The organism is Mucilaginibacter sp. P4_D1 (assembly GCF_056401935.1).
The window spans coordinates 111,336-133,087 of record NZ_JBFUIJ010000012.1 but is presented as its reverse complement, the minus strand read 5'-3'; the positions used below and the strand labels follow the sequence as shown (position 1 = coordinate 133,087).

Annotated in this window: 11 protein-coding genes; 6 read left to right on the top strand and 5 right to left on the bottom strand. The window is 44.6% G+C overall.

Going from position 1 to position 21,752, the window contains the following annotated elements:
* Positions 1-12 precede the first annotated feature (12 nt).
* Positions 13-1,347, bottom strand: coding sequence for a DUF5690 family protein (locus tag AC1DV1_RS13395; RefSeq protein ID WP_477359925.1), 1,335 nt, complete (start codon positions 1,345-1,347; stop codon positions 13-15).
* Positions 1,348-1,562: 215 nt separating this feature from the next.
* Positions 1,563-2,141 (bottom strand): helix-turn-helix domain-containing protein, encoded by a 579-nt coding sequence (locus tag AC1DV1_RS13390; RefSeq protein ID WP_477359923.1) that lies wholly within the window; start codon positions 2,139-2,141, stop codon positions 1,563-1,565.
* Between the two features lie 268 nt (positions 2,142-2,409).
* Between AC1DV1_RS13390 and AC1DV1_RS13385 the strand changes: the two genes are divergently transcribed.
* From AC1DV1_RS13385 to AC1DV1_RS13360, 6 genes are all read left to right on the top strand, one after another.
* Positions 2,410-2,994, top strand: coding sequence for a phosphonate degradation HD-domain oxygenase (locus tag AC1DV1_RS13385; protein WP_477359921.1), 585 nt, complete (start codon positions 2,410-2,412; stop codon positions 2,992-2,994).
* A gap of 180 nt (positions 2,995-3,174) precedes the next feature.
* Positions 3,175-6,471: a SusC/RagA family TonB-linked outer membrane protein gene (locus AC1DV1_RS13380; protein WP_477359919.1), complete on the top strand. Its 3,297-nt coding sequence runs from the start codon at positions 3,175-3,177 to the stop codon at positions 6,469-6,471.
* A 13-nt stretch (positions 6,472-6,484) separates the two neighbouring features.
* The gene (locus AC1DV1_RS13375) at positions 6,485-8,059 is read left to right on the top strand and encodes a SusD/RagB family nutrient-binding outer membrane lipoprotein (RefSeq protein WP_477359916.1); all 1,575 of its coding nucleotides are present in this window, start codon (positions 6,485-6,487) and stop codon (positions 8,057-8,059) included.
* A gap of 72 nt (positions 8,060-8,131) precedes the next feature.
* Complete coding sequence (locus AC1DV1_RS13370; RefSeq protein ID WP_477359914.1) at positions 8,132-10,882, top strand: bifunctional YncE family protein/alkaline phosphatase family protein; 2,751 nt, start codon at positions 8,132-8,134, stop codon at positions 10,880-10,882.
* Positions 10,883-10,943: 61 nt separating this feature from the next.
* Positions 10,944-11,759, top strand: coding sequence for a glycerophosphodiester phosphodiesterase (locus AC1DV1_RS13365; RefSeq protein ID WP_477359912.1), 816 nt, complete (start codon positions 10,944-10,946; stop codon positions 11,757-11,759).
* Positions 11,760-11,989: 230 nt separating this feature from the next.
* Positions 11,990-13,381, top strand: a complete 1,392-nt coding sequence (locus AC1DV1_RS13360; protein ID WP_477359910.1) for a Gfo/Idh/MocA family protein — start codon at positions 11,990-11,992, stop codon at positions 13,379-13,381.
* Between the two features lie 139 nt (positions 13,382-13,520).
* Here AC1DV1_RS13360 and AC1DV1_RS13355 read toward each other — a convergent pair whose 3' ends face one another.
* The 3 genes from AC1DV1_RS13355 to AC1DV1_RS13345 all read right to left on the bottom strand — a co-directional run bounded on the left by AC1DV1_RS13355 (position 13,521) and on the right by AC1DV1_RS13345 (position 21,751).
* Positions 13,521-15,830: a glycoside hydrolase family 3 N-terminal domain-containing protein gene (locus AC1DV1_RS13355; protein WP_477359908.1), complete on the bottom strand. Its 2,310-nt coding sequence runs from the start codon at positions 15,828-15,830 to the stop codon at positions 13,521-13,523.
* Between the two features lie 132 nt (positions 15,831-15,962).
* Positions 15,963-17,984: an HRDC domain-containing protein gene (locus tag AC1DV1_RS13350; protein ID WP_477359906.1), complete on the bottom strand. Its 2,022-nt coding sequence runs from the start codon at positions 17,982-17,984 to the stop codon at positions 15,963-15,965.
* 584 nt (positions 17,985-18,568) lie between these two features.
* On the bottom strand, positions 18,569-21,751 hold the full coding sequence (locus tag AC1DV1_RS13345) for an error-prone DNA polymerase (RefSeq protein ID WP_477359904.1): 3,183 nt from the start codon (positions 21,749-21,751) through the stop codon (positions 18,569-18,571).
* Position 21,752: the final 1 nt, after the last annotated feature.

Sequence of the window (21,752 nt, the reverse complement as noted above, 5' to 3'; positions counted from 1 at the left end):
TTCAATGGTTCATTAGTTCATTGGTCCTGTCACCAGGTCACCGCTTTCATTTTGAATTTTTACTTTTGAATTTTGACTTAATTTGGCGCTTTGTAAAAAATACAACAGCGATAATACACCACATATGCCGCCTACTACAGCCACTATCATTACGCCTTCTTTAAAAAAAGCACCCCAACTGATGGTGGGCCGGCCAAGTTCTTTTATAAATAAGATACTTACACTACCCAGGTAGCCCATCGAATCGGCTATGTACATAATGAAGCCTACATTGCTGCGGTAATTAAAGGTGGCTATCATCCTATCGAAAAAGATGGCATTATAGGGTACATAGCCCATGTAAAGGCCAAGGCCGGCCATGGTCATCCAGGTTACGGGGCCGATTATTTTAAGCGAGAAAAGTAAAGTGGCACCACCTACCAATACGCATCCGCCTATTATGAACAGGTGAATAATGCTAAACGCCCTTAAATTCTTTTTTACCAATATCAGCAAGCTAATACCTACAAGTACAATCACCGAGATTATAGAATCAATTCCTGTATAAATACTGTTGCTTTTTATACCAAGATCGGCCCATATTTCCACCTCAAAATTATCGCGTACATCGCGCATAATGGTCAGCAATACATAAATGATAATGGTGAGGATAATGCCGGGCAAAAAGCGCATCAAAAAAGCTTTACGTTCAGCAGCGTTCATAGGGCTGCGCTCGGCCCGCAGGCTGATATCTTCCGGCGTGGGTGCGGGCATTAACTCCATAAAAAAAACAAACAATAACAGGGGCAAAACAAATATAGCTCCCGTTAAAAAAGGCATGTGAAATTCATTTACATGAAATACGGTAAGCAGCGTACGCCCCACCGTTTTCACAAAACCCGATGCAAATATGAGGCTGATAGATAATACAGCTGCCATAAACTCGGTAGACCGACGGCCTTCAAGGTATCCGAAAACAAGTCCCCATATCAACCCCAGGGGGAAACCATTAATAAAAAGGAAAACAATATTCCATGGCGCAGGCACAAAAGCAAAGCAAAGCAATGCCGCCCAGGCTATACCAATTAATGTTAATATGTACCGGCCCCTGTTTTTGGCATTTACCTCGGCAATAAACCTGATACCATAAAATTTACTGAAAGTATAACCCACTACCTGCGCTATAACCAACCAAACCTTATAATCAATATGCAGGTACTGCTGCCCGGTAAAAGTACCTGCAGCAAAGGCTTTGCGGAACGCATACATAGAGGTATACAAGCCAAAAGCCGAAACCGCTGCCACTGCCGATAGCAGCGAATAAGGCCATTTGGCTACCCTGGCTCTTAACTGTTCTATTAACACCATGCCTGCTTATTGATTAATCGAATTACAAATTCAAATGTTTAGCAATACTAAACTTATTTCATTAATGACAAACTAAGTTTATGTTAAGGTTTGGTTAATGTTGGGATTGGTGAATGGTTGATTAAGTTGATTAGGTGAATGGTTAAAAAAGCACGCACTGTTAACATCCGCCAATTAACTCAATCAACCACTCACTTAATCAACCACTCACCAACTCACTTCTTTTCCTCAAAAAAATAAACAACCAGCATGCTTGCAGTTGTACTGCCCGGATTTTTAGGCGTGTGCAGTAAGCGGCCGTCAAACAGCATCGAATCACCCTGTTTTAACAGTACCTTATAGTCGTCAAAATGATACTCCACATCGCCACTTAAAATATACTTGTATTCAAAAGCTTCGGTGGTAACCATTGGCCGCGATGAACCGGGCATAAGGTCAAGCACCACGATATCAACTGTTGACCGGCCAATGGATTGTGTAAATATCCTATGGTAATGAAAGCCCGATGCATGCTCCTTTTCAAAATGCTCATACTCGTCTTTACGTTTAATAAGTACCGGGAAATAATTACTTTTCGACCGTATATCTTTAAAAAAATCGTTCATATCAATCTCAAGCGCCTTAATAATATCTATTAATACAATAAGCGATGGTATGGTACGGCTATTTTCAATTTGCGATATCAGACCTTTGCTTACGTTGGCGCGTATGGCCAGTTCCTGCACGGTGATATTTTTTTCGCGTCGGCGTTCCTTTATCCGGTTACTGATTTGTATCAGTATATCTTGTTCCATTTTGTTTAGTATTGGTAAACACTCGCAAAGTAAAAAAAATTGTTAAGCCCCCCAACCCCCTGAAGGGGGAGCTTTTGAATTGCATGGAGCTTTGCCTACATTATTATAATAAACTTGACTGTTCACTTTTTGGTATCTTATACATAAAACAGATAAAAAAACGTATCAATCAAAATGTTCCCCCTTCAGGGGGTTAGCGGGATTTTTCACAAACATTTAATAATATAGTAACCTCAATCGGCTTAATTTGCAATAAAAACCTAACAACATGACATATTCTGCATATAACCCCCAGGCAGTGGTGAAAGAAGTATTTTCTCTTTATGAAAAATATGGCGACGAAGATTATATAGGCGAACCCGTTTCGCAACTGGAGCACATGTCGCAGGCTGCTGCCCTGGCTAAAGCCGAGGGATTCGACGACGAAGTAATACTGGCCGCTTTTTTTCATGACATTGGCCATTTATGTGCAGAAGCCGGCGAAGCTGAAAGTATGGACGGCATGGGCAATGTTGATCATGAACAAATTGGCGCCGATTTTTTACTGGAGCGTGGTTTTTCCGAAAGAGTTGCTGCCCTGGTACAAGGACACGTAATTGCCAAAAGATACCTCACCTTTAAATACCCTGAATACTATAACCGATTGTCGGACGCCAGCAAAGCTACCCTTAATTTCCAGGGCGGCGTAATGACTGCTGATGAGGCCGCCGACTTCGAACTAAACCCTGACGCTGAACTGATTGTAAGACTCAGATACTGGGACGATATGGCCAAAGAAATGAATACGCCCGTTGACAACATCGACTATTTGAAAGGCATTGCACTTACTCATTTACAACAGGTTAACCCTTAATGGCGGTGTGTTAATTTTCTATAAAGAGTATGTGATATTTTCGTTACAAAAACTACCTGCTTAACACAGGGTAAACAAAAGCTTAAGTATAGTTTAATACTAAATTGGTTTACTAATAATAAACAAAGTTTAGCATTGCTGTATGAAAAAAGCAAATGTTTCACCCTTAAATTTTAGCAGATGAATAAGTTTTACCAGAGATTAAAAACCGTTATTACGGTTTTGTTATTTTGTATTGCGCCATCTATATTATTAGCTCAAAGCAAAATAAGCGGTACAGTTACCGACGAGAACCACTTACCAGTACCCGGCGTGAGTGTACGCATTAAAGAACAAAACAAAGGTACGGTTACCGATATTGAGGGCCGTTACATCATTACAGCAAGCCAGGGACAAACATTATCATTTTCGTTTATCGGTTACACTACACAATCTGTTGTGGTTGCCGATAAACTGATCATAAATGTGAGTCTTACCGGCGATTCCAAAACTTTGAACGAAGTAGTTGTTACCGCTCTTGGTGTAAAAAAAGAAACCAGGCGCGTAGGTTATGCCGTTCAAACTGTGCAGGGCGATGCCTTGACTACAGCCCGCGACCCTAACCCTATTGCGGGTCTGATTGGTAAAGTAGCTGGTGTATCGGTAGGCCCGTCTGCCGAGCTATTGGGCAATCCTAATGTGTTAATTCGTGGTAACCAGGTGTCATTATATGTTGTTGATGGTTTCCCTATCAACACAGACACCTATAATATCAGCCCGGATGATATTGAAACCTATACTGTATTGAAAGGCCCTGCCGCTGCAGCGCTTTACGGTAGCCGAGCACAATATGGCGCTATCCTGATCACCACCAAAAAAGGCGATAAAAACAAAAAAGGCTTAACGGTTGATATCAACAGCAGTACCGTATTAAACTCGGGCTTCTTGGCTTTCCCACGTACGCAAAACACATTCGGGCCAGGTGAAAACACCTTTTATGAGTTTGTTGACGGTAAGGGTGGTGCACCAGGCGGCGTAGATGGTGATTATGATGTTTGGGGCCCTTATTTTAACGGCCAGTTAATTCCGCAATACGATAGCCCTATTGTTAATGGTGTACGCCAGGGTACCCCATGGATAGCCCGTGGTAAGAATAACCTGAAAAACTTTTTAAAAGTAGGTTCGCAAACAAATAATAACGTTGCATTAGGCGTTGTAGGCGATAACTACACAACTCGTTTTTCTGTTTCACAACAACACCAAACCAGCTATATTCCTTCACAGTATCTGAATATAGCCAATGCCAACTTATACGCTTCCTTTACGCCAACCCCAAAATTGACGTTTGAAGGTAATATCGACTTCAACAGGCAATCAACCGATAATTTCCCTGATGTTCAATACGGTCCCAACAGTATCATTTACAATATCTCTGTATGGACCGGTGCCGATTGGGATGTTAACGCACCTGACATTAAAGCTATATGGCAGCCAGGTAAAACAGGTGTTCAATCGCAATTTGCCGAGTACCAACGCTACCATAACCCATATTTGTTAACCCAAAAATGGACCCGTGGTCATTACAAAAATGACACTTACGGTTATTTGGGCGGTACTTACAAATTTAATGACAACCTGAACTTAAGGTTACGTTCGCAAATTGATACGTATAACATTTTACGTACCGAAGACCTTCCATTCTCTGCTCACCCTTATGGCCGTGAAGGTAACCAGGGCGACTACCGCGAAGATCGCCGTGATTTGTTTGATAACAACACCGAGTTAATTTTGAACTATAACTATACCATTAAGAATTTCTTAAATCTTTCGGGCTTAGTAGGTTCAAACTTACGTACCATGTCGTACAATTCAAGCTGGGTATCAACAGATTATTTGAACGTACCTGAGGTTTACGCTTTCAGCAACTCAAAAAATCCTATACAGGCTACAAGTTTCCAATCATCAGAGCGTGTATTTAGTTACTACGCTTCGTTAGATATGTCATTTGGAAAATATGCAACGTTATCGGCAACTTACCGTAGCGATCATACCAGCGCATTCCAGGTGCCAACCACTTACACTTATCCAAGTGTATCGGTAGCCACTGTAGTTTCAGATTACATCCCGCTGCCAAGTGTAATTTCTTTCCTGAAATTGCGCGGATCATACGCAAACGTTAAGGCTGATGCATCAAGCTCGACAATTGGCCCCGCCCCTTTCAGCTCTATTACCGCTTTTGGTGGCAGTACAGGTGCTTCATTGTTTAATAACCCACTGGGTTATGGCTCTACTTATACCTCGCCATATAACGGTCCGGATTATTCATTGAATACATCTTTCCAAACCAACAAGCCTTACAACAGCCAAACAGCAGGCTATGCAACAGATTACCTGTATGCCAACAACATCAAAACATCTACCCGTGTAAACTACGAAGAAGGTTTTGATATTAAATTCTTGCAAAACCGTTTAGGTTTTAGCGCCAGCGCGTTCCAATACATTGACGGACCGAGGATTTTCCCAAGTTCAATTTCAACAGCAACTGGTTATACTACGCTGTATTTAAATACCTTAAAAACCAAGCGCTCAGGTTACGAGGGATCATTAGAGGGTACTCCAGTTAAAAACATGGGTGGCTTTACATGGAATGTATTGGTGAATATTGCAACCAATAAAGAAGTTTACAAAGAATTGCCTCCGGGTCAGGATGGTTCCTATCAAGGTTATTACAAAGTTGGCGACCGTACCGATGTATTGCGGGGCAGCAAATTTTTAAGAACTAAAGAAGGCCAGATCATTAATGACGAAGCCGGTAAGCCAAGATCAGTAGGTGGCCAGGTATTGGGCAACATGAATGCCAAATACAACTGGAGTATTGCCAACAAAGTCCGTTACAAAAACTTTAGCATGGGCTTCCAGTTTGATGGTGGTGTTGGTGGTGTTATCATTGATTATATGCACAATAAAACCATGCGTGGTGGTGCTAATATCGAAACCGCAACAGGCGCTTTAGGTGATGCACGTTACCAGGATTGGAAAAACTTTGGTGTAGCGGGTTACAACGGTACCTATGTAGGGCCAGGTGTATATGTATCAAACCTTGGTACCGATGGCAAACCTGTTCCTATCAACCTTGATTCAAAAACCGGCGCCATCCTTAACTACAGCGCGTTACAGTTTTCTGGTAACAAACAAAAGGCGTTGGTACAGGATTACGTGAGTAAATATTACAACGTGGATGAGTCAAACCTGATGGATAAAACTTTCACCAAACTACGCGAAGTAACTTTTAGCTACGATTTCCCTAAAGCATGGCTGCAAAAAAGCTTTATCCAGAAGATCTCTGCATCGCTTTACGGTCGCAACCTGTTGTATTTCTACAAAGACAAACGCTTTAAGGATGTGGATCTTGACCAATACAACGGAGCCCAGGCTCAAACTGTATTGCAATCGCCAACTGTACGCAGCTACGGCTTCAACTTAAATTTATCATTCTAAACTGCAGATGAATATGAAAAAGATATTTAAAATTTACTTACTGCCGGTATTCATGATACTGACAGTAACCAGCTGTAAAAAGAGTTTCCAGGAATTAACGGTTAATCAAAACGTACCCAACTCGGTGCCTGCTTCGCTCCTTTTAAACGGTATATTAAACAACATTGCCGAATTTCCGGATGGTTCAAAGGAAATTTACGGCCAGTACTACATTTACAACTACGATTATTATGGTAACAACCGTTATGATTTTGGTAGCGGCGATAATTACTATACTACGCTAAAAAACGTTGTAGCAATGGAAGATCAGGCTGTTAAAGCCGGTGCCCCGGCTGTTAACCCATACAGCGCTTTGGGCAAATTCTTCAGGGCTTACCTTTTTAGCAAAATGAGCATGGAAGAAGGTGATATCCCGATGACCCAGGCTTTACAGGGCGAAAAAAACCTTACCCCTGCTTATGATACGCAAAAGGCCGTAATGACACAGTCATTAGCGTGGTTAGAAAGTGCGAATACCGATATGAACGCACTGATTGCATCAGGCAACACCACTTTTGCTGGTGATATTTACCTGGGCAATAGCCTTGCCGCATGGCAAAAAGTAGTAAACTCATTCAGGATAAGGTTATTGGTACAACTAAGTAAAAAAGCCGGCGATATTGATGTTGCAAGCCAGTTTGCTACAGTTGTTGGCAACCCAACCAAATATCCTGTAATGACCAGCGCTGCGGATAACATGCAATACACTTTTTTAGTGCCTACCAATTACTATCCGCAAACACCTGATAATTTTGGTCAAAACGGATCAAGACAAAACACTTCGGCTACTTATATTGGTTTATTAACAAATTTAAAAGACCCGCGCGTTTATGTAACCGCCGAACCTGCCCGTTATAACGTTGATAACCTGCACCAAAGCCCTACGGCGTTTTCATCGTTCATTGGTGCCGACCCAGGATTGGATTTAGGCGACATGTATAATAATGCCGGTTTGCAGAAATATTCATTCCTGAACCGTAAACGTTATTACTCTACTTTTACCGGCGAACCAAGCATCCAGGTTGGTTACCCAGAATTAATGTTTAACATTGCCGAAGGGATTAACCGCGGCTGGGCAACCGGTAACGCCGAAGATTATTACATCAAAGGTATCCAGGCATCTTTTGCTTATTACAGCATCCCAACGGGAACAGGTACTTTCACAGCATCTTTCTACCGTCCGGGATCAACAAGTACTGCAAACCCGGCAAATTATGACAACTATACTATTAATGTTGATTGGGCTACCTACTATGCACAGTCAGGCGTTAAGTATACCGCCGATGCTGCCGGACTTACCAAAATATTACAGCAAAAATACCTGGCGTTGTTCCGCCACTCAGGTTTAGAAGCCTACTACAACTACCGCCGTACCGGTGTGCCAACGTTTACAACTGGTCCGGGTACAGGCAATAGCGGTCGTATAGCGTTGCGTTTCCAGTACCCGGGTTCCGAGCGTACTTCAAATGCAGTTAATTATAACAAAGCATTAGCCGATCAATATAGCGGCAACGATGATATTAACGGTAAAATGTACATTCTTAAATAAAAATTATTAACCTGAACTTTGCAAAGGCCCTCATCAAACGGGGGCCTTTGTTTGGTTAAAAACAATTTATCTATGCCAGTTAAAAAAAAGGTTCTTTTATCATTCGCTATCGGCATTGGGCTTATGCCAAACGCCTTTGCCCAAAAACAGCAGGTAAACACTTTACAGGTGCCGGGGATTAATCAATACTGTAAAATAGATACTGCCGGCACTTCAGTTTTACCCAGTGGCAGGTTAATAACGCCAGCCGGCCAAACCATCCGCATAACGCACGATCCTTTTGGATTATCCATTTCGCCCGATGGCAAAAAGGCGGTAACGCTGCATAACGGCGTTATCACCCTTATTGATATTGCCACTATGGGCAGCTTAAGGGTACCCTCATACGATAAAAAGATAACTTCCCCTTTATCTAACGGTTCGTTTTTGGGTGTGGCCTTTTCGCCCGATTCAAAAACGCTTTATCTGAGCGGTGGCGATAATGGCGCGGTTATAGTTTACGATGCCGAAAAGTTCATAAAAACCGATTCGCTATCATTAAATGGCCGTGTTGGCAATAAAGATTATGATGACAGCTTCACATCCGACCTGTTATTTAATGCCGATAAAAATGAGTTATTGGTACTGGATAGGGGAAACTTCCGCATGGTGCGGATTAACCTGGCAACAAAAAAAATAACCGCATCAATCAATGTAGGCCGCCAGCCCTTTGGCCTTGCTTTAAGCCCCGATAAAAAAACTGCCTTTGTGGCCAACGTGGGTATGTATTCCTACCCGTTAATAACCGGTGCTACCCCTAAAAATGCCGATTCGATCATGATCTCCCGACATCCTTATGGCGATAACACCAAAGAGTCACGCGAGGGAACTATTGTTGAAGGCCGAAAGATCCCCGGTGTTGGCAGCCCTTCATCACCCGAGGCCATGAGTGTTTTCACTATCGACCTGACCACCAACAAGGTGATTAATAAATTTAAAACCGGCCACCAGGTTGGCCAAATGCTGGAAGATGCCGAAGTAACCGGTGGTGCAAGCCCAAATTCAATAGCTGTTGGCAGCCAATATGCTTATGTTACCAATGCCACCAATGATAACATCACCATTATCGATTACAAAAATCACAAACTCCTGGGCGACATCCCCATTAAAGTTGATACCCGTATTGATAAATTCCGCGGACTATTACCTTTTGGCATCAGCTTAAGTAAAGATGAAAAAACGCTATACGTAGCCCTTTTAGGCTTTAACGCTGTTGCTGTAATTAATATCCCCACCCAAACCACCCAAGGGCTTATCCCAACCGGCTGGGGAACATCAAGGGTGAAGTTGTCGGCCGATGAAAAAGAACTTTATATTACATCGTGCCGTGGTTATGGCGCCGGGCCTAACGGCGGCCATGGCTTTGTTGCCCCGCCGCAAGGTACCTACATCGGCGATATTCAGTTAGGCACTTTTCAAAAAGTTGCCATGCCCGATAATGCGCAGCTGGCTAAGTACACGCAACAAGTACTCAGCAATACTTTTATAAGTAAACCGGTTGATGTTGCTACCAACAACCCACTACCGGTACTACCAGGCACATCGCCCACGCCTATCAAATACATTGTATACATTACCAAAGAAAACCGCACTTATGACGAAGTTTTAGGCCAGTTGCCCAACGCCAAAGGCGACAGTACCTTGGCCCGCTTCGGCGTGCATTGCGAGTATACTTTGCCCGATGCTACCCGGATGCAGTTTCCTAACCTAAATGTATCGCCAAACCATATAAAAGTTGCTACACAGTACGCTTTCAGTGATAATTATTATTGCGATAGTGATGCATCGATACACGGCCACCATTGGATGATGGGCGTTATCCCCAACGAATGGGTGGAAGCCAACTCCAATGTAAGCAAAACCGCTAAGCTATTTTCAAACGCCCCCGGCCGCCGTTTTCCCGGTTCAACAGGCAGCATGGATCCTGAAGACTATGCCGAAACAGGTGGCCTTTGGGAAGCGCTTGAGCGCAAGCATGTAGACTTTTACAATTTTGGCGAGGCTAACGAAACCGCTCACGTGCGCGAAGAATGGGAAGATACCAACACCGGTGCAGCCCATATTGTTATGGTGCCTATGCAAAAGGCTTTATACACACGTACCAGCCATAACTACGCCGGCTTTAACACCAACATTCCCGACCAATTCCGTGTAGAGCAGTTTAAAAGCGAGTTTACTAAAATGTGGATCACCGGTAAAAAGAAAATGCCTTCGCTGATAACCATGCAGGTACCTAACGACCACGGAGCCGATGTAAGGCCTAAAGACGGTTACCCGTACAGGCAATCGTACATGGCCGATAACGACCTGGCTGTGGGCCGCATGCTCGATTTTCTGTCGCACACCAAATACTGGAAAAACATGCTGGTAATTATTACCGAGGATGATCCGCAAGGCGGTGTAGATCATATAGATGCCCACCGCTCTATCCTGATGCTGGCTGGTCCGTACGTTAAAAAAGGCTATGTAAGCCATACCCATGCCAATTTTGGTTCGATATTAAAAACCATTTATAACGTGTTGGATGTGCCCTATGTAAACCAGTACGATGTTACAGCATCGTTATTGCAAGACTTTTTTACAAACAAGCCCGACTATAACCCATATACTTTTATACCAAGCGATACACGCGTATTTGATACTAAAAAGGCAATGGCGCGTTACAGCAAAAACACCAACTGGCGCAAAATTAAAAAAGGTGTTGATATGGACGATGAAGACCGCGAGCGCAACGATCATTATAAGCAAAAAGGCAAAAAAACATCGGGCACAATAGTTAACTAAATCTTATTAGCCAAAAAGCCCGGTTTTAACCGGGCTTTATTATTTTACTAAACCAATAATCATGAATTTTTCGTTTATCACTATTATAGCCTTCATAGCAGGCCTAACTTCGTTTACGCCCAACCCGGCCCCAAAATCAAAACATAAATTTATTATAGCGGCCCACCGTGGAGACCATGTTATTTATCCCGAAAACACTTTAGCTGCGTATGAGGAAGCCATCAGGAACGAGGCTGACTATGTAGAGATTGACCTTCGCACCACCAAAGATGACGAACTGGTGAGCATGCACGACGGCACCATTAACCGCATGACCGATGGCAAAGGCAATGTTAAAGATTTTACCCTTGACGAACTGGAACAGCTAAAAGTAAAAAGCAAGGATACCACAGATAAAACCGTATACCGCATCCCTACCTTTAAGCAGATACTTACAGTTTGTAAAAACAAAATCAATATTTACCTTGATTTTAAAGCTGCAGATCCGGAACAAGCCTACCAGATGATAAAACAATATGGTATGGAAAAACAAGTGCTGGTATACATTAACAGTGCAGCCCAGTTTACCGGCTGGCGCAAGGCCGCGCCAAAAATGCCCCTGATGCTGAGCATGCCCGATAGCGTTAAAACCGTGGCAGCAATGGAAAGTTTTATCAATAAATATCAGCCCGATATCCTGGACGGCTCATACAACCAATACAGCAACGATATGGTAGCCCTTGCAGCCAAATACAACATCCCGGCCTGGCCCGATATCCAAAGCGCAGGCGAGGGGCCAAACGATTGGAACAAAGCGCTAGAGAAAGACCTAAAAGGCCTGCAAACAGATCATCCTGCCTTATTAGTAAAATTTTTGAAGGAGAAAGGGCTGAGGTAAAACATACCAAAGCCGATTGAAAAGCCCACCAAAAAAAACGGCAGCAAATACAAAAGCCTATTTGTTGCCGTTTTTTATGACCGTCTGCTTTTCGGCACCCGCTACGAGAATTGAGGATTAAATAAATTTTGGTTGCATTTTAGTTTTGGTTTGCTAAATTGCCTCTTGCAAACCTATGTAACCGCGCCTTGCGGTTTATACCAATATTATTAAAAACTTAATTTATTACCATGTCAACCGACCGCAGAAAATTCATTAAGCACCTGGGTGCTTCCGTTTTGCTTACTTCGGCTACGCTTAATAGCCTGTCCGCCAAAGAAGAAAATGAACTCCGCATCCTGAGTGCCGAAAAGCGCGTGGGGCCGAATGATAAAATCCGGATTGCTACCATCGGCATGGGTATTATGGGTTTTGCCGATACCAAGGCCGCGCTAACTGTACCCGGTGTTGAGCTGGTGGCTTGTTGCGACCTTTACAAAGGCCGCCTTGACAGGGCTAAAGAGCTTTATGGATCTACCCTGTTCACTACCGGCGATCATCGCGAAATATTGGCCCGCAAGGATATAGATGCCGTTATTGTAGCAACCAGCGATAACTGGCACAGCCAAATAGCCATTGATGCCATGCGCAGCGGCAAAGCCGTTTACAGCGAAAAACCCATGGTACACCAGATAAGCCAGGGCCTTGCCGAGATTAAGGCGCAGCAGGAAACAAAAATGGTTTTACAGGTTGGCAGCCAGCGGGTAAGCAGCATTGCCTATAAAAAAGCAAAAGAATTGTATGAGGCCGGTGCCATTGGCAAAATCAACTCTATCGAGGCATCATTTAACAGGCAAAGCGCGCTTGGGGCCTGGCAATACACTATTCCCTTTGATGCATCGCCGCAGACAGTAGATTGGGCAAGATTCCAATCAAACGCCAAGTTGAAATATGATTATGACAGCAAGCGTTTTTTCAGGTGGCGTAATTACCGCGAGTATGGTACCGGGGTTGCCGGCGATCTTTTTGTTCACCTGCTAAGCGGCATACACTTTATAACCGGCTCCAAAGGACCCGAAAGAATCTACTCAATCGGCGATCTGGCGTACTGGAAAGATGGCCGCAATGTGCCGGATGTAATGAGCGCCGTGATCCATTACGGCGAAACAAAAGAACACCCAGCGTTCCAGGTAACACTGCGGGTAAACTTCATCAGCGGCGAGGGTGATCACAGCACCACCAAAATAGTAGGCTCGGAAGGCGTAATGGACCTGATGGGCGATGATAGCTTTTCTATCCGCAAAAGCAAAATGCCGATAGCCACGGGAATCGGAGGCTGGGATTCATTATCAACTTTTACCGAAGCCCAGCAAAAAGCGTTAATGGATGACTATAATAAACAATTCTCGCAGGCAGATCAGCAGCAGCCTACTCTCCCAGGCGAGAGTTACCGTGCCCCGGAAGGGTACAATGCATCAAATGATCACTTTGCAAACTTCTTTGATTCAATACGTACCGGTAAACCCGTTGTAGAAGATGCGGTATTTGGTTTCCGGGCTGCAGCGCCTTGCCTGGCTTGTAACGATAGCTATTTTGAAAACAAGGTAATTAAGTGGAATGCAGAAGAGATGAAGATAGTGTAGGTATAATACCTACCATGAAATACTAAAATTGCATTTTAATATTTCATGGTAATCCAACTGGCTAAGGCTATAAGTGTTTAAAATAAACCATTTTAAACACTTATAGCCTTTCGCATTAATCAACAACCGGCAATTAGGCCTATCTATATTCCAGCTGCTTTTTTAACACCACATTATCGGCGGCTTTTGCAATCATTACATCAAAGGTTCCCGGCTCGGTAACCAATTTCATTTGCCGGTTCCAGATAGCCAGATCTTTACTGTTAATGGTAAAATTCACGGTTTTTACCTCGCCGGGTGCAAGGGCTATTTTACTGAACCGCCTTAAGCTCATTTCGGGCGTGCTTACTGAGTTTATTTTGTTGCCCAGGTACAGTTGCACTACTTCCTTACCGGCAACAGCACCTGTATTTTTAACATCTACCGAAACTGACACCTGTTCATTTTTACTGAATACGGGTTTAGATACCTTGAGATTATCGTACTGGAAAGAGGTATAACTTAAGCCATAGCCAAAAGCAAACAAAGGATCGGTTGACGAGTACACATAATCCTGCCCCGGCTTTTCAATGGTGCCGTGCTGGCGGTTAATTCCTTTTGATGAGTTAACGTAGTTATAAAATACCGGGATATGCCCTGTTGATTGTGGCACACTCATGTTTAACCTGCCGGATGGGTTTACCTTCCCGAAAAGAATATTGGCAATGGCAGTGCCGCCTTTTTCGCCGGGGTACCAGGCTTCTAAAATAGCTGGCACATTATCTTTCTCCCAACTGATGCTCCATGGGCGGCCGTGTACCAATACCAATATCACCGGCTTACCGGTTTTATAAACGGCTTGCAACAATTCGCGCTGAACACCTTGCGGATTAATATCTGTTACATCATAACCCTCGCCACAGGTAAAAGGATCTTTAGGCTCGTTACCCGGCGCCTGCCCATTCCACCCCACACCCGACCATACTACACTTGTTGTGCCAAGCACCACAACAACTGCGTCGCTCTCATTGGCGGTTTTTACAGCCTCATCAAAGCCGCTCTTATCCAGGCCCGATAGCTCGCAACCTTTAGCATAATTTACTTTTACACTGTTGCCTGCAAACTGCTTTATCCCTTCTAAAACAGTTACCCCCGATAGGTTATCGCGGGTAAAGCTATAATCGCCGTACTGCACTTTATTAGCATTAGGGCCAATAACAGCTATCGATTTCAATTTGCTGATATTTAAAGGCAACAGGCTTTTTTCATTTTTTAGTAAGATAATGGACTCCTCGGCTATTTGCTGCGATAGTTTGATATGTTCCTCGGTATGTAACCTGCTTTTAATGCGTGCCGTATCGGGCAACGGCTTTTCAAAAAGGCCAGCTTTAAATTTCATGGTCAGGATACGGGTAACAGCAGTATCTATCTGTGCTTCTTTTACTTTGCCTGCCTTTACTAATTCAACCAAATGGCTGTATACATCAGGGCGCGATGCTTCCAGGTCTACCCCGGCTTTGATCCCTAACAGTGCCGCATCTAAGGCAGTTTTGGCGACCTTGTGGAAATTATATAGTTGACTTAAGCCGCCGTAATCCGAAAAAACATAACCTTTAAAATCCCATTCCTTACGCAAAATTTGTTTTAACAAAAACTCGTTACTGTGGGCCGGGATGCCGTCAATCTCGTTATATGATGGCATAATAGCCGCTATGTTGGCCTCTTGTACAGCTGCTTTAAACGGTGGCAAAAACATTGATCGTAGCTCACGCTCACCAAGCTCGGATGGGGCAAGGTTAATACCGGCAATTGGCTTGCTATAAGCCGCAAAATGTTTACCGGTACACATTACTTTATCAAAGGCAAAGCTTGTTTTTGTTTTGGTTGGATCGCCCTGCATGCCCCTTACAAATGCCGAACCTAACTGGCCAACCAGGTATGGATCTTCGGCAAAGCATTCCTCTACCCTGCCATAGCGGGCATCCCTGATCAAATCAAAAAGCGGAGAAAGGGCTTCATCAACGCCAGATGTTGACGCCTCGTAAGCAATGGTAGCCCCCATTTGCTCAATCAGTGCCGGGTTCCAGGTACTCCCCTGCGCTATAGCTTGCGGGAATGTAGTAGCGCCGGCCGACAATTGCCCATGCAGGCATTCGCCAATTTGTATGGGTGGGATACCAAGCCGGGTATGCTCGCGCGAGTATTTTTTGGCGGCAATCGATTGTTGGGCAATATCATAAACATTTGTAAAAGGGCTCTCCAATACGCCATAAGCAATCTTGTTTTTACTTGCCTCGCTTAGCGACGACATGCTCATTTGCCCAACTTTTTCTTCCAGTGTCATCCGTTTTAGCAAATCGGCTACCCGTTGTGCAATAGGCGCTTTAGGATTTTTATAAAGCTGTGCCTGCACACCGGCGGATAAAGTTAAAGCAATTGGAATAATGGCAAATATCTTTTTGCTGACCATTTTTAACGAAGTTTGTTTTTATAGATGTAGTATATGACAGATAGTATAATAAACACCATCCTTCAATAGTCTAAGATACTTCAAACTTTATTAACCGGGGTACTGTTTTATTCGGATTTCAACACATTACACCTAAAACAAATTCCCTTGCTCCATTTCGGCACCCAATGTTTCCTGCAAATAAGACCGGATCATGGCGATAAGCTGCGGGCCATATTGGGTTGCTTTTTGCGGGCCTACCCCTTTAATGGCACCCAATACTTTGATGGTGGGCGGCAATTTTTCGGCAATGGTCGCGACTGTTTTTTCGGATAACACCATTCCCGGCATTATATTTTCCTTCTCAGCCGCAGTATCGCGCCAAGCCATTAGCTGGTCAAAAAGCTGTTGATTTGGCTTTTCGTTCAAAGCCTTAACATAAGAGTTTGTTTGATTTGAACCAGCCCGATCCTGTGCCTTTCGCTTTTCTTCAAGATATGTAGTTGCGGTAAACGTGTTTTTGGAAAAGTGGTCCATTAACACAATCCGGGTCATCATCCATTGGATCAGCTTATCTGCTTTGGCTGCTTTGGTCTCTTTATCTTTAGATAAGCCCATAAGCACCGGGATTTGCTGATGAAGGTTTCCGGTGGCTTCAGTCAGTTTATCTTTGAAATAGAGGGCCGCTTTTTGGATGCGTTCGGGCTGATAAGTGGATAATTGCTGAGACAACTTTTCGGCCACGTTAAAAATATCTTTTTCCATGTCGGGCGTCGCCTCTTCAAACCCGGTAACCCGGTTTTGTAAACCACTGAAATTGAACAACTCGGCCAGCAACGATTGGCGATATAGCTCCCGGTCGCGCTCCAGTCTTTCTTCATCCGGCTTTAATGATTTGGCCTGCTCATTAAAATGGGCAACTGCAGGGTCGCCGATAATATTATGCGCGGCAATGGGGTTACGCAATACCATGCCCGATAGTGTCCGGCAGCGACTGAGCGCCACGTATGCCTGCCCGTGGGCGAAAGCTTCGCTTACATCAATAATGGCTTTGTCAAAGCTTAAACCCTGGCTTTTATGAATGGTGATGGACCAGGCCAGTTTTAGCGGGATCTGGGCAAAGCTACCGGCATTGGTCTCGTTAATTTGCTGATCTTCCAGCTGGTATTTAATATTGGTCCACTCCAAAGCCTGTACGGCAATTTCGCGTTCTTCCTGCCCGCAGCGTACAAAAACAGTATCGGGTTCTATCCGGGTTATCACCCCTATTTTGCCATTATAAAAAAGCTTTTCGGCCGAACTATCGTTTTTAACAAACATCACCTGCGCACCTGTTTTAAGCTTTAGGTTTGTTTCTGTAGGGTATGCATCCTTGGGAAACTCCCCCCGGATGATGGCCGCAAATTCAAACTCCTGCCCTGCCAATGCTTCTACAAATTCGTTATTCAGCTGCTGGGCAATGGAGTTATGTGTAGTAAGGGTAATGTATGGTTCTGCAGCCGTGGGGCGAAAACCGGGCTGGTGCCGGGCGTTCAGCAACTCCAGGTTACCAGGGCTGATGGTTTGGTTACGCACCTCGTTCAAAATATCAACAAAGGCCTGTTCCTTTTGCCTGTACACATGATCGAGCTCGATTTTTACATAAGGCGCTTTTTGCATCACCAGGCTGCTGAAGAAATAAGGGGTGCTGTAATATCGCCCCAACATCATCCATTCCTCATCCCGAATAATGGGGCTTAGCTGCGACAGATCGCCTATGAGCAAAAGCTGTACACCGCCAAAAGGTTGGGTGGTGCCTTTCAGGTTGCGTAATATGAGGTCTATCTGGTCAAGCACATCGGGGCGGACCATGCTCACTTCATCGATGATAAGCAACTCCAGGCTGGAAAGCAATTCTTTTTTCTCCGGGCTGTAATGCATCTCGGGCCGGGTATTCCCTGCCGGGATGATAGGCCCAAAGGCGATCTGGAACAGCGAGTGAATAGTCATGCCACCGGCATTGATAGCAGCCACGCCAGTAGGCGCTACAACGGCCATTTTCTTTTTTGATTCCTGCCTTACACGCTGCAAAAAAGTGGTTTTACCCGTACCTGCCTTACCCGTTAAAAAAACAACCGTATTGGTTGTTTCCAGGTAATCAAAAGCCATCTGCATTGCCGGGTTTGTCTCTTTCATCTTTTCGGTTGCAATGTTAATATAAATTTTATTTGAGCTGGATATTAAAGTCATGAATTTGGCAAACGCATATAAATTGGGTTAACATAACTTAACACATTTTAAAAATTAAATTATAAACAATTGATAATTAATATATTATAAATATTCATGGTTAACACTCAACTTCAATTAACAAACAGCTTTTCAAGCAGCAATTTTTATATTCGGTTTATCAGAAGCTATTTAAAATTTGATTTTTCAGGAACATTTAGCGTTTGTAGCAATGCGGTTTTGAACGCCAGTCACGACTCACCCCGGCTACGCTGCGCTGGCCGACCCTCTCTCCGGCTGCGACGCAAAGAGGGTGTAGCTCATTTTTTTATTAGTTTTTGTCTTATATCTTTTGTCTTTTCTCTCTTTTCAAGCCCCGCTATGGACGCAGTCGGAGAGAGGGGAAGACGCTCCGATATTTATAGGGGTCGTCGGGGTGAGTCGTCACCGCCATGCGCTATCGACATTTCCATTACCTGTAAATCAATTTAAACACTTCTTCGTTTTTATCTTGACTCCTGATTCTCAACTCTTGATTCTCATTTTTGCTATTATTTAAAGTTCCTGCCTTTGTGAAAAACCTCCTTAACAGGGGTAACCGGCGATGTTGTTTCATCGCTACGCGATAAAGTTAGTACCGGCAAATCTTCGGTTTGAGCCGCCGTAAGGCCACGTAATAAGGGCGACAGGTTAAAAAAACGGTGCGCTATCACATGGATTACCAATCCCTCTACCTGCAATTTACCCTCTACCATCAGCAGGCGTGATTGCAATATTTCTTTTCGGTATTTATCAAAAACCTTTTCAAAGGCCACCAGGTTAGCAAAGCCGGTTTCGTCTTCAATGGTAATAAATAAAATCCCCTTGGCCGTACCAGGGCGCTGACGTACAGTTACCAGGCCGGTAACTTTAACCGGGTCGCCATCTTTTAGCTGTGCCAGCCGGCCGGTAGCTGTTACTTTCAACAGATCCAGTTTTTCGCGCACAAAACTAACGGGGTGTGCTTTTAGCGATAAACCTGTAGAAGCATAATCCTGCACCACATGCTCGGCCTGGGTCATCAGCGGCAGCGTAACCTGTGCCTCCATAGCGCTTTCGGATAGCTGGCCGGCAAACAGGCCGATGGGTTTATCATTAAGCGCGGGTACTTCCCATAAAGCTTCGCGCCTATCCAGTTCCAGGGAACGGAATGCATCGGCATCGGTAAGTTTTTCAATGGCGGCCTGCGGCACACCGGCATCGCTTAATCGGCTGATGCTGGTATAACCTGTTCCCCGCCCCGCTATCAGCGCCTGCATATCATCCTCGCGCAGGCCGTTCACCTGCCTAAAACCCAAACGAACGGCGCAAAACTTACCATCTTTTTCTTCCAGTGTGTTATCCCACATGGAGTGATTTACATCTGCCGGGCGCACAACTACACCATGCCTTTCGGCATCAATCACTATCTGCGCCGGCTGGTAAAAGCCCATTGGCTGGCTGTTGAGCAACGCCGCGGCAAAAACATCAGGATAATACCACTTAAGCCATGATGAAATATAAACCAAATGGGCAAATGAAGTAGCATGACTTTCGGGGAAACCATAGCTGCCAAAGCCTTCCAATTGCTTAAAAATACGTTTGGAAAATTCTTCGGTATAACCTTTGCCCATCATACCGGCCACCAGTTTATCACGAAAATTACTTACCAATCCTTTGGCCTTAAACGTAGCCATACTTCGGCGCAACTGGTCGGCTTCGGCAGCGGTGAAATTTGCCGCTACCATGGCAATCTCCATAGCTTGCTCCTGGAATAAAGGCACACCTTTTGTTCGTTCCAGTATTTTTTTTAATTCTTCCGAAGGATACTCAACCTTGTCTATCCCATCGCGCCTGCGTAAATAAGGGTGTACCATATCGCCCTGTATGGGGCCGGGGCGTACGATGGCTACTTCTATCACCAGGTCATAAAACTCCCTGGGCTTCAATCGTGGCAGCATCGACATTTGTGCCCGGCTTTCTATCTGGAAAACACCAAGCGTATCGGCCTGGCATATCATATCATAAACTGCCTTATCATCCTGCGGTACGTTGGCCAATGTTAGTTCCTCTCCATAGTGCTGCTTAACCAGGTCAAATGCTTTACGGATGCAGGTAAGCATGCCTAGGGCCAGTACATCTACTTTTAAAATGCCCAGGTCTTCAAGGTCGTCTTTGTTCCATTCCAGCTGGGTACGGTCTTCCATGCGGGCATTCATAACCGGGCAAATGTCCGAGAGTTTACAGCGCATAATTACAAAGCCACCTGTATGCTGCCCTAACTGCCGCGGGAACCCCATCAGTTCATCAGTTAGTTGCAGTACCTTTGTCAACAGCGGATCGTCGGGGTTAAGCCCCTGCGAAATGATACGTTCCCGGTCAAAAGCCTCTTCCGAAAAATCCCAGATAGCGCCCGCAAGGCGGCTAATGGTATCTACAGAAATCCCCATAGCCTTCCCCACATCGCGGATGGCCCCTTTATGTCGTTCCTGCGTAACGGTGGCCACAATTCCCGCATGTTCGCGGCCATAGGTTTGGTAAATCCATTGGATAATTTCTTCCCGTCGCTCGTGTTCAAAATCAACATCCACATCGGGCCACTCCTCCCGGGAATCGGACATGAAGCGCGAAAACAACAGGTTTGATTTGGCCGGGTTAACAGGGGTTATCCCCAAACAAAAACACACCGCGCAATTAGCCGCCGAGCCCCTCCCCTGGTGCAGGATTTTTAACTCTTCAGCCTTCTGGGTGTATTCAAAAATTCGTAAAAAATAAGGGGCCAGTTTTCGTTTCTTAAAAAAATCGAGTTCGAATTGGATCTGTCCCTTCTGTAATTCAAATTCGGCATCAGTAAATATTTTTTTGGCACCGGCCCAGGTATGGGATGCCAGGTGTTCATCTGCCGTCTGCCCATCAGGGCTAATCCACTCCGGCTCCAGGTATTTTAAAGTATCTAATGAAAATTTACAGGCTTCAGCAATTTCCCGGCTACGTGCCAGGGCATCTGGGTATTGTTGAAACAGGCGTTCCATTTCTTCAATCGGCTTCAAATACCTTTCGGCATTGGCGTGCAGCCGGAAACCGGCATTGTGAATGGTACACTTTTCGCGTACGCAGGTTACTATATCCTGTAGCTCGCGCCTTTCGGCCTCATGATAATGCACATCATTGGTAGCCACCATAGGGATGGTTAATTGTGAAAGCCGGTAAAAGCGTTTGGCATCATCGCCATGATATGAGCGGGTTGCGGCTATATACAAATCATGGCCCAAAGCTGCCTGGTACTCCTTTAAATCCTGCTTAAATGAGTCATCAAAATCAAACCAGGTGTTTAATTCATCGGGGGGAATCACTATAAATTTTATGCCTTCGGCATGTTCGAATACATCATTTTTATACAACTCGCATTTGCCTTTTTCGGTACGCAGGTTGCCTTTGGTTAGCAAAGCGCACAAACGCCCCCACGCAGTAATATCGGTAGGATAAGCCAGCAGACTGGGACCGTCCAACAGATCAAGCCGGCAAGCCGGGATAAAACGGATGCCGGCACTTTTTGCAGCGGCATGGGCACGTACTACACCGGCAACAGTATTACGGTCGGTAATGGCAATGGCTGTATAACCCAACTTAACGGCGGCCTCCACCAGTTCGGCAGGATGCGAGCCGCCGCGCAGGAAGCTAAAATTGCTGGTAACCTGTAATTCTGTATACTCCATA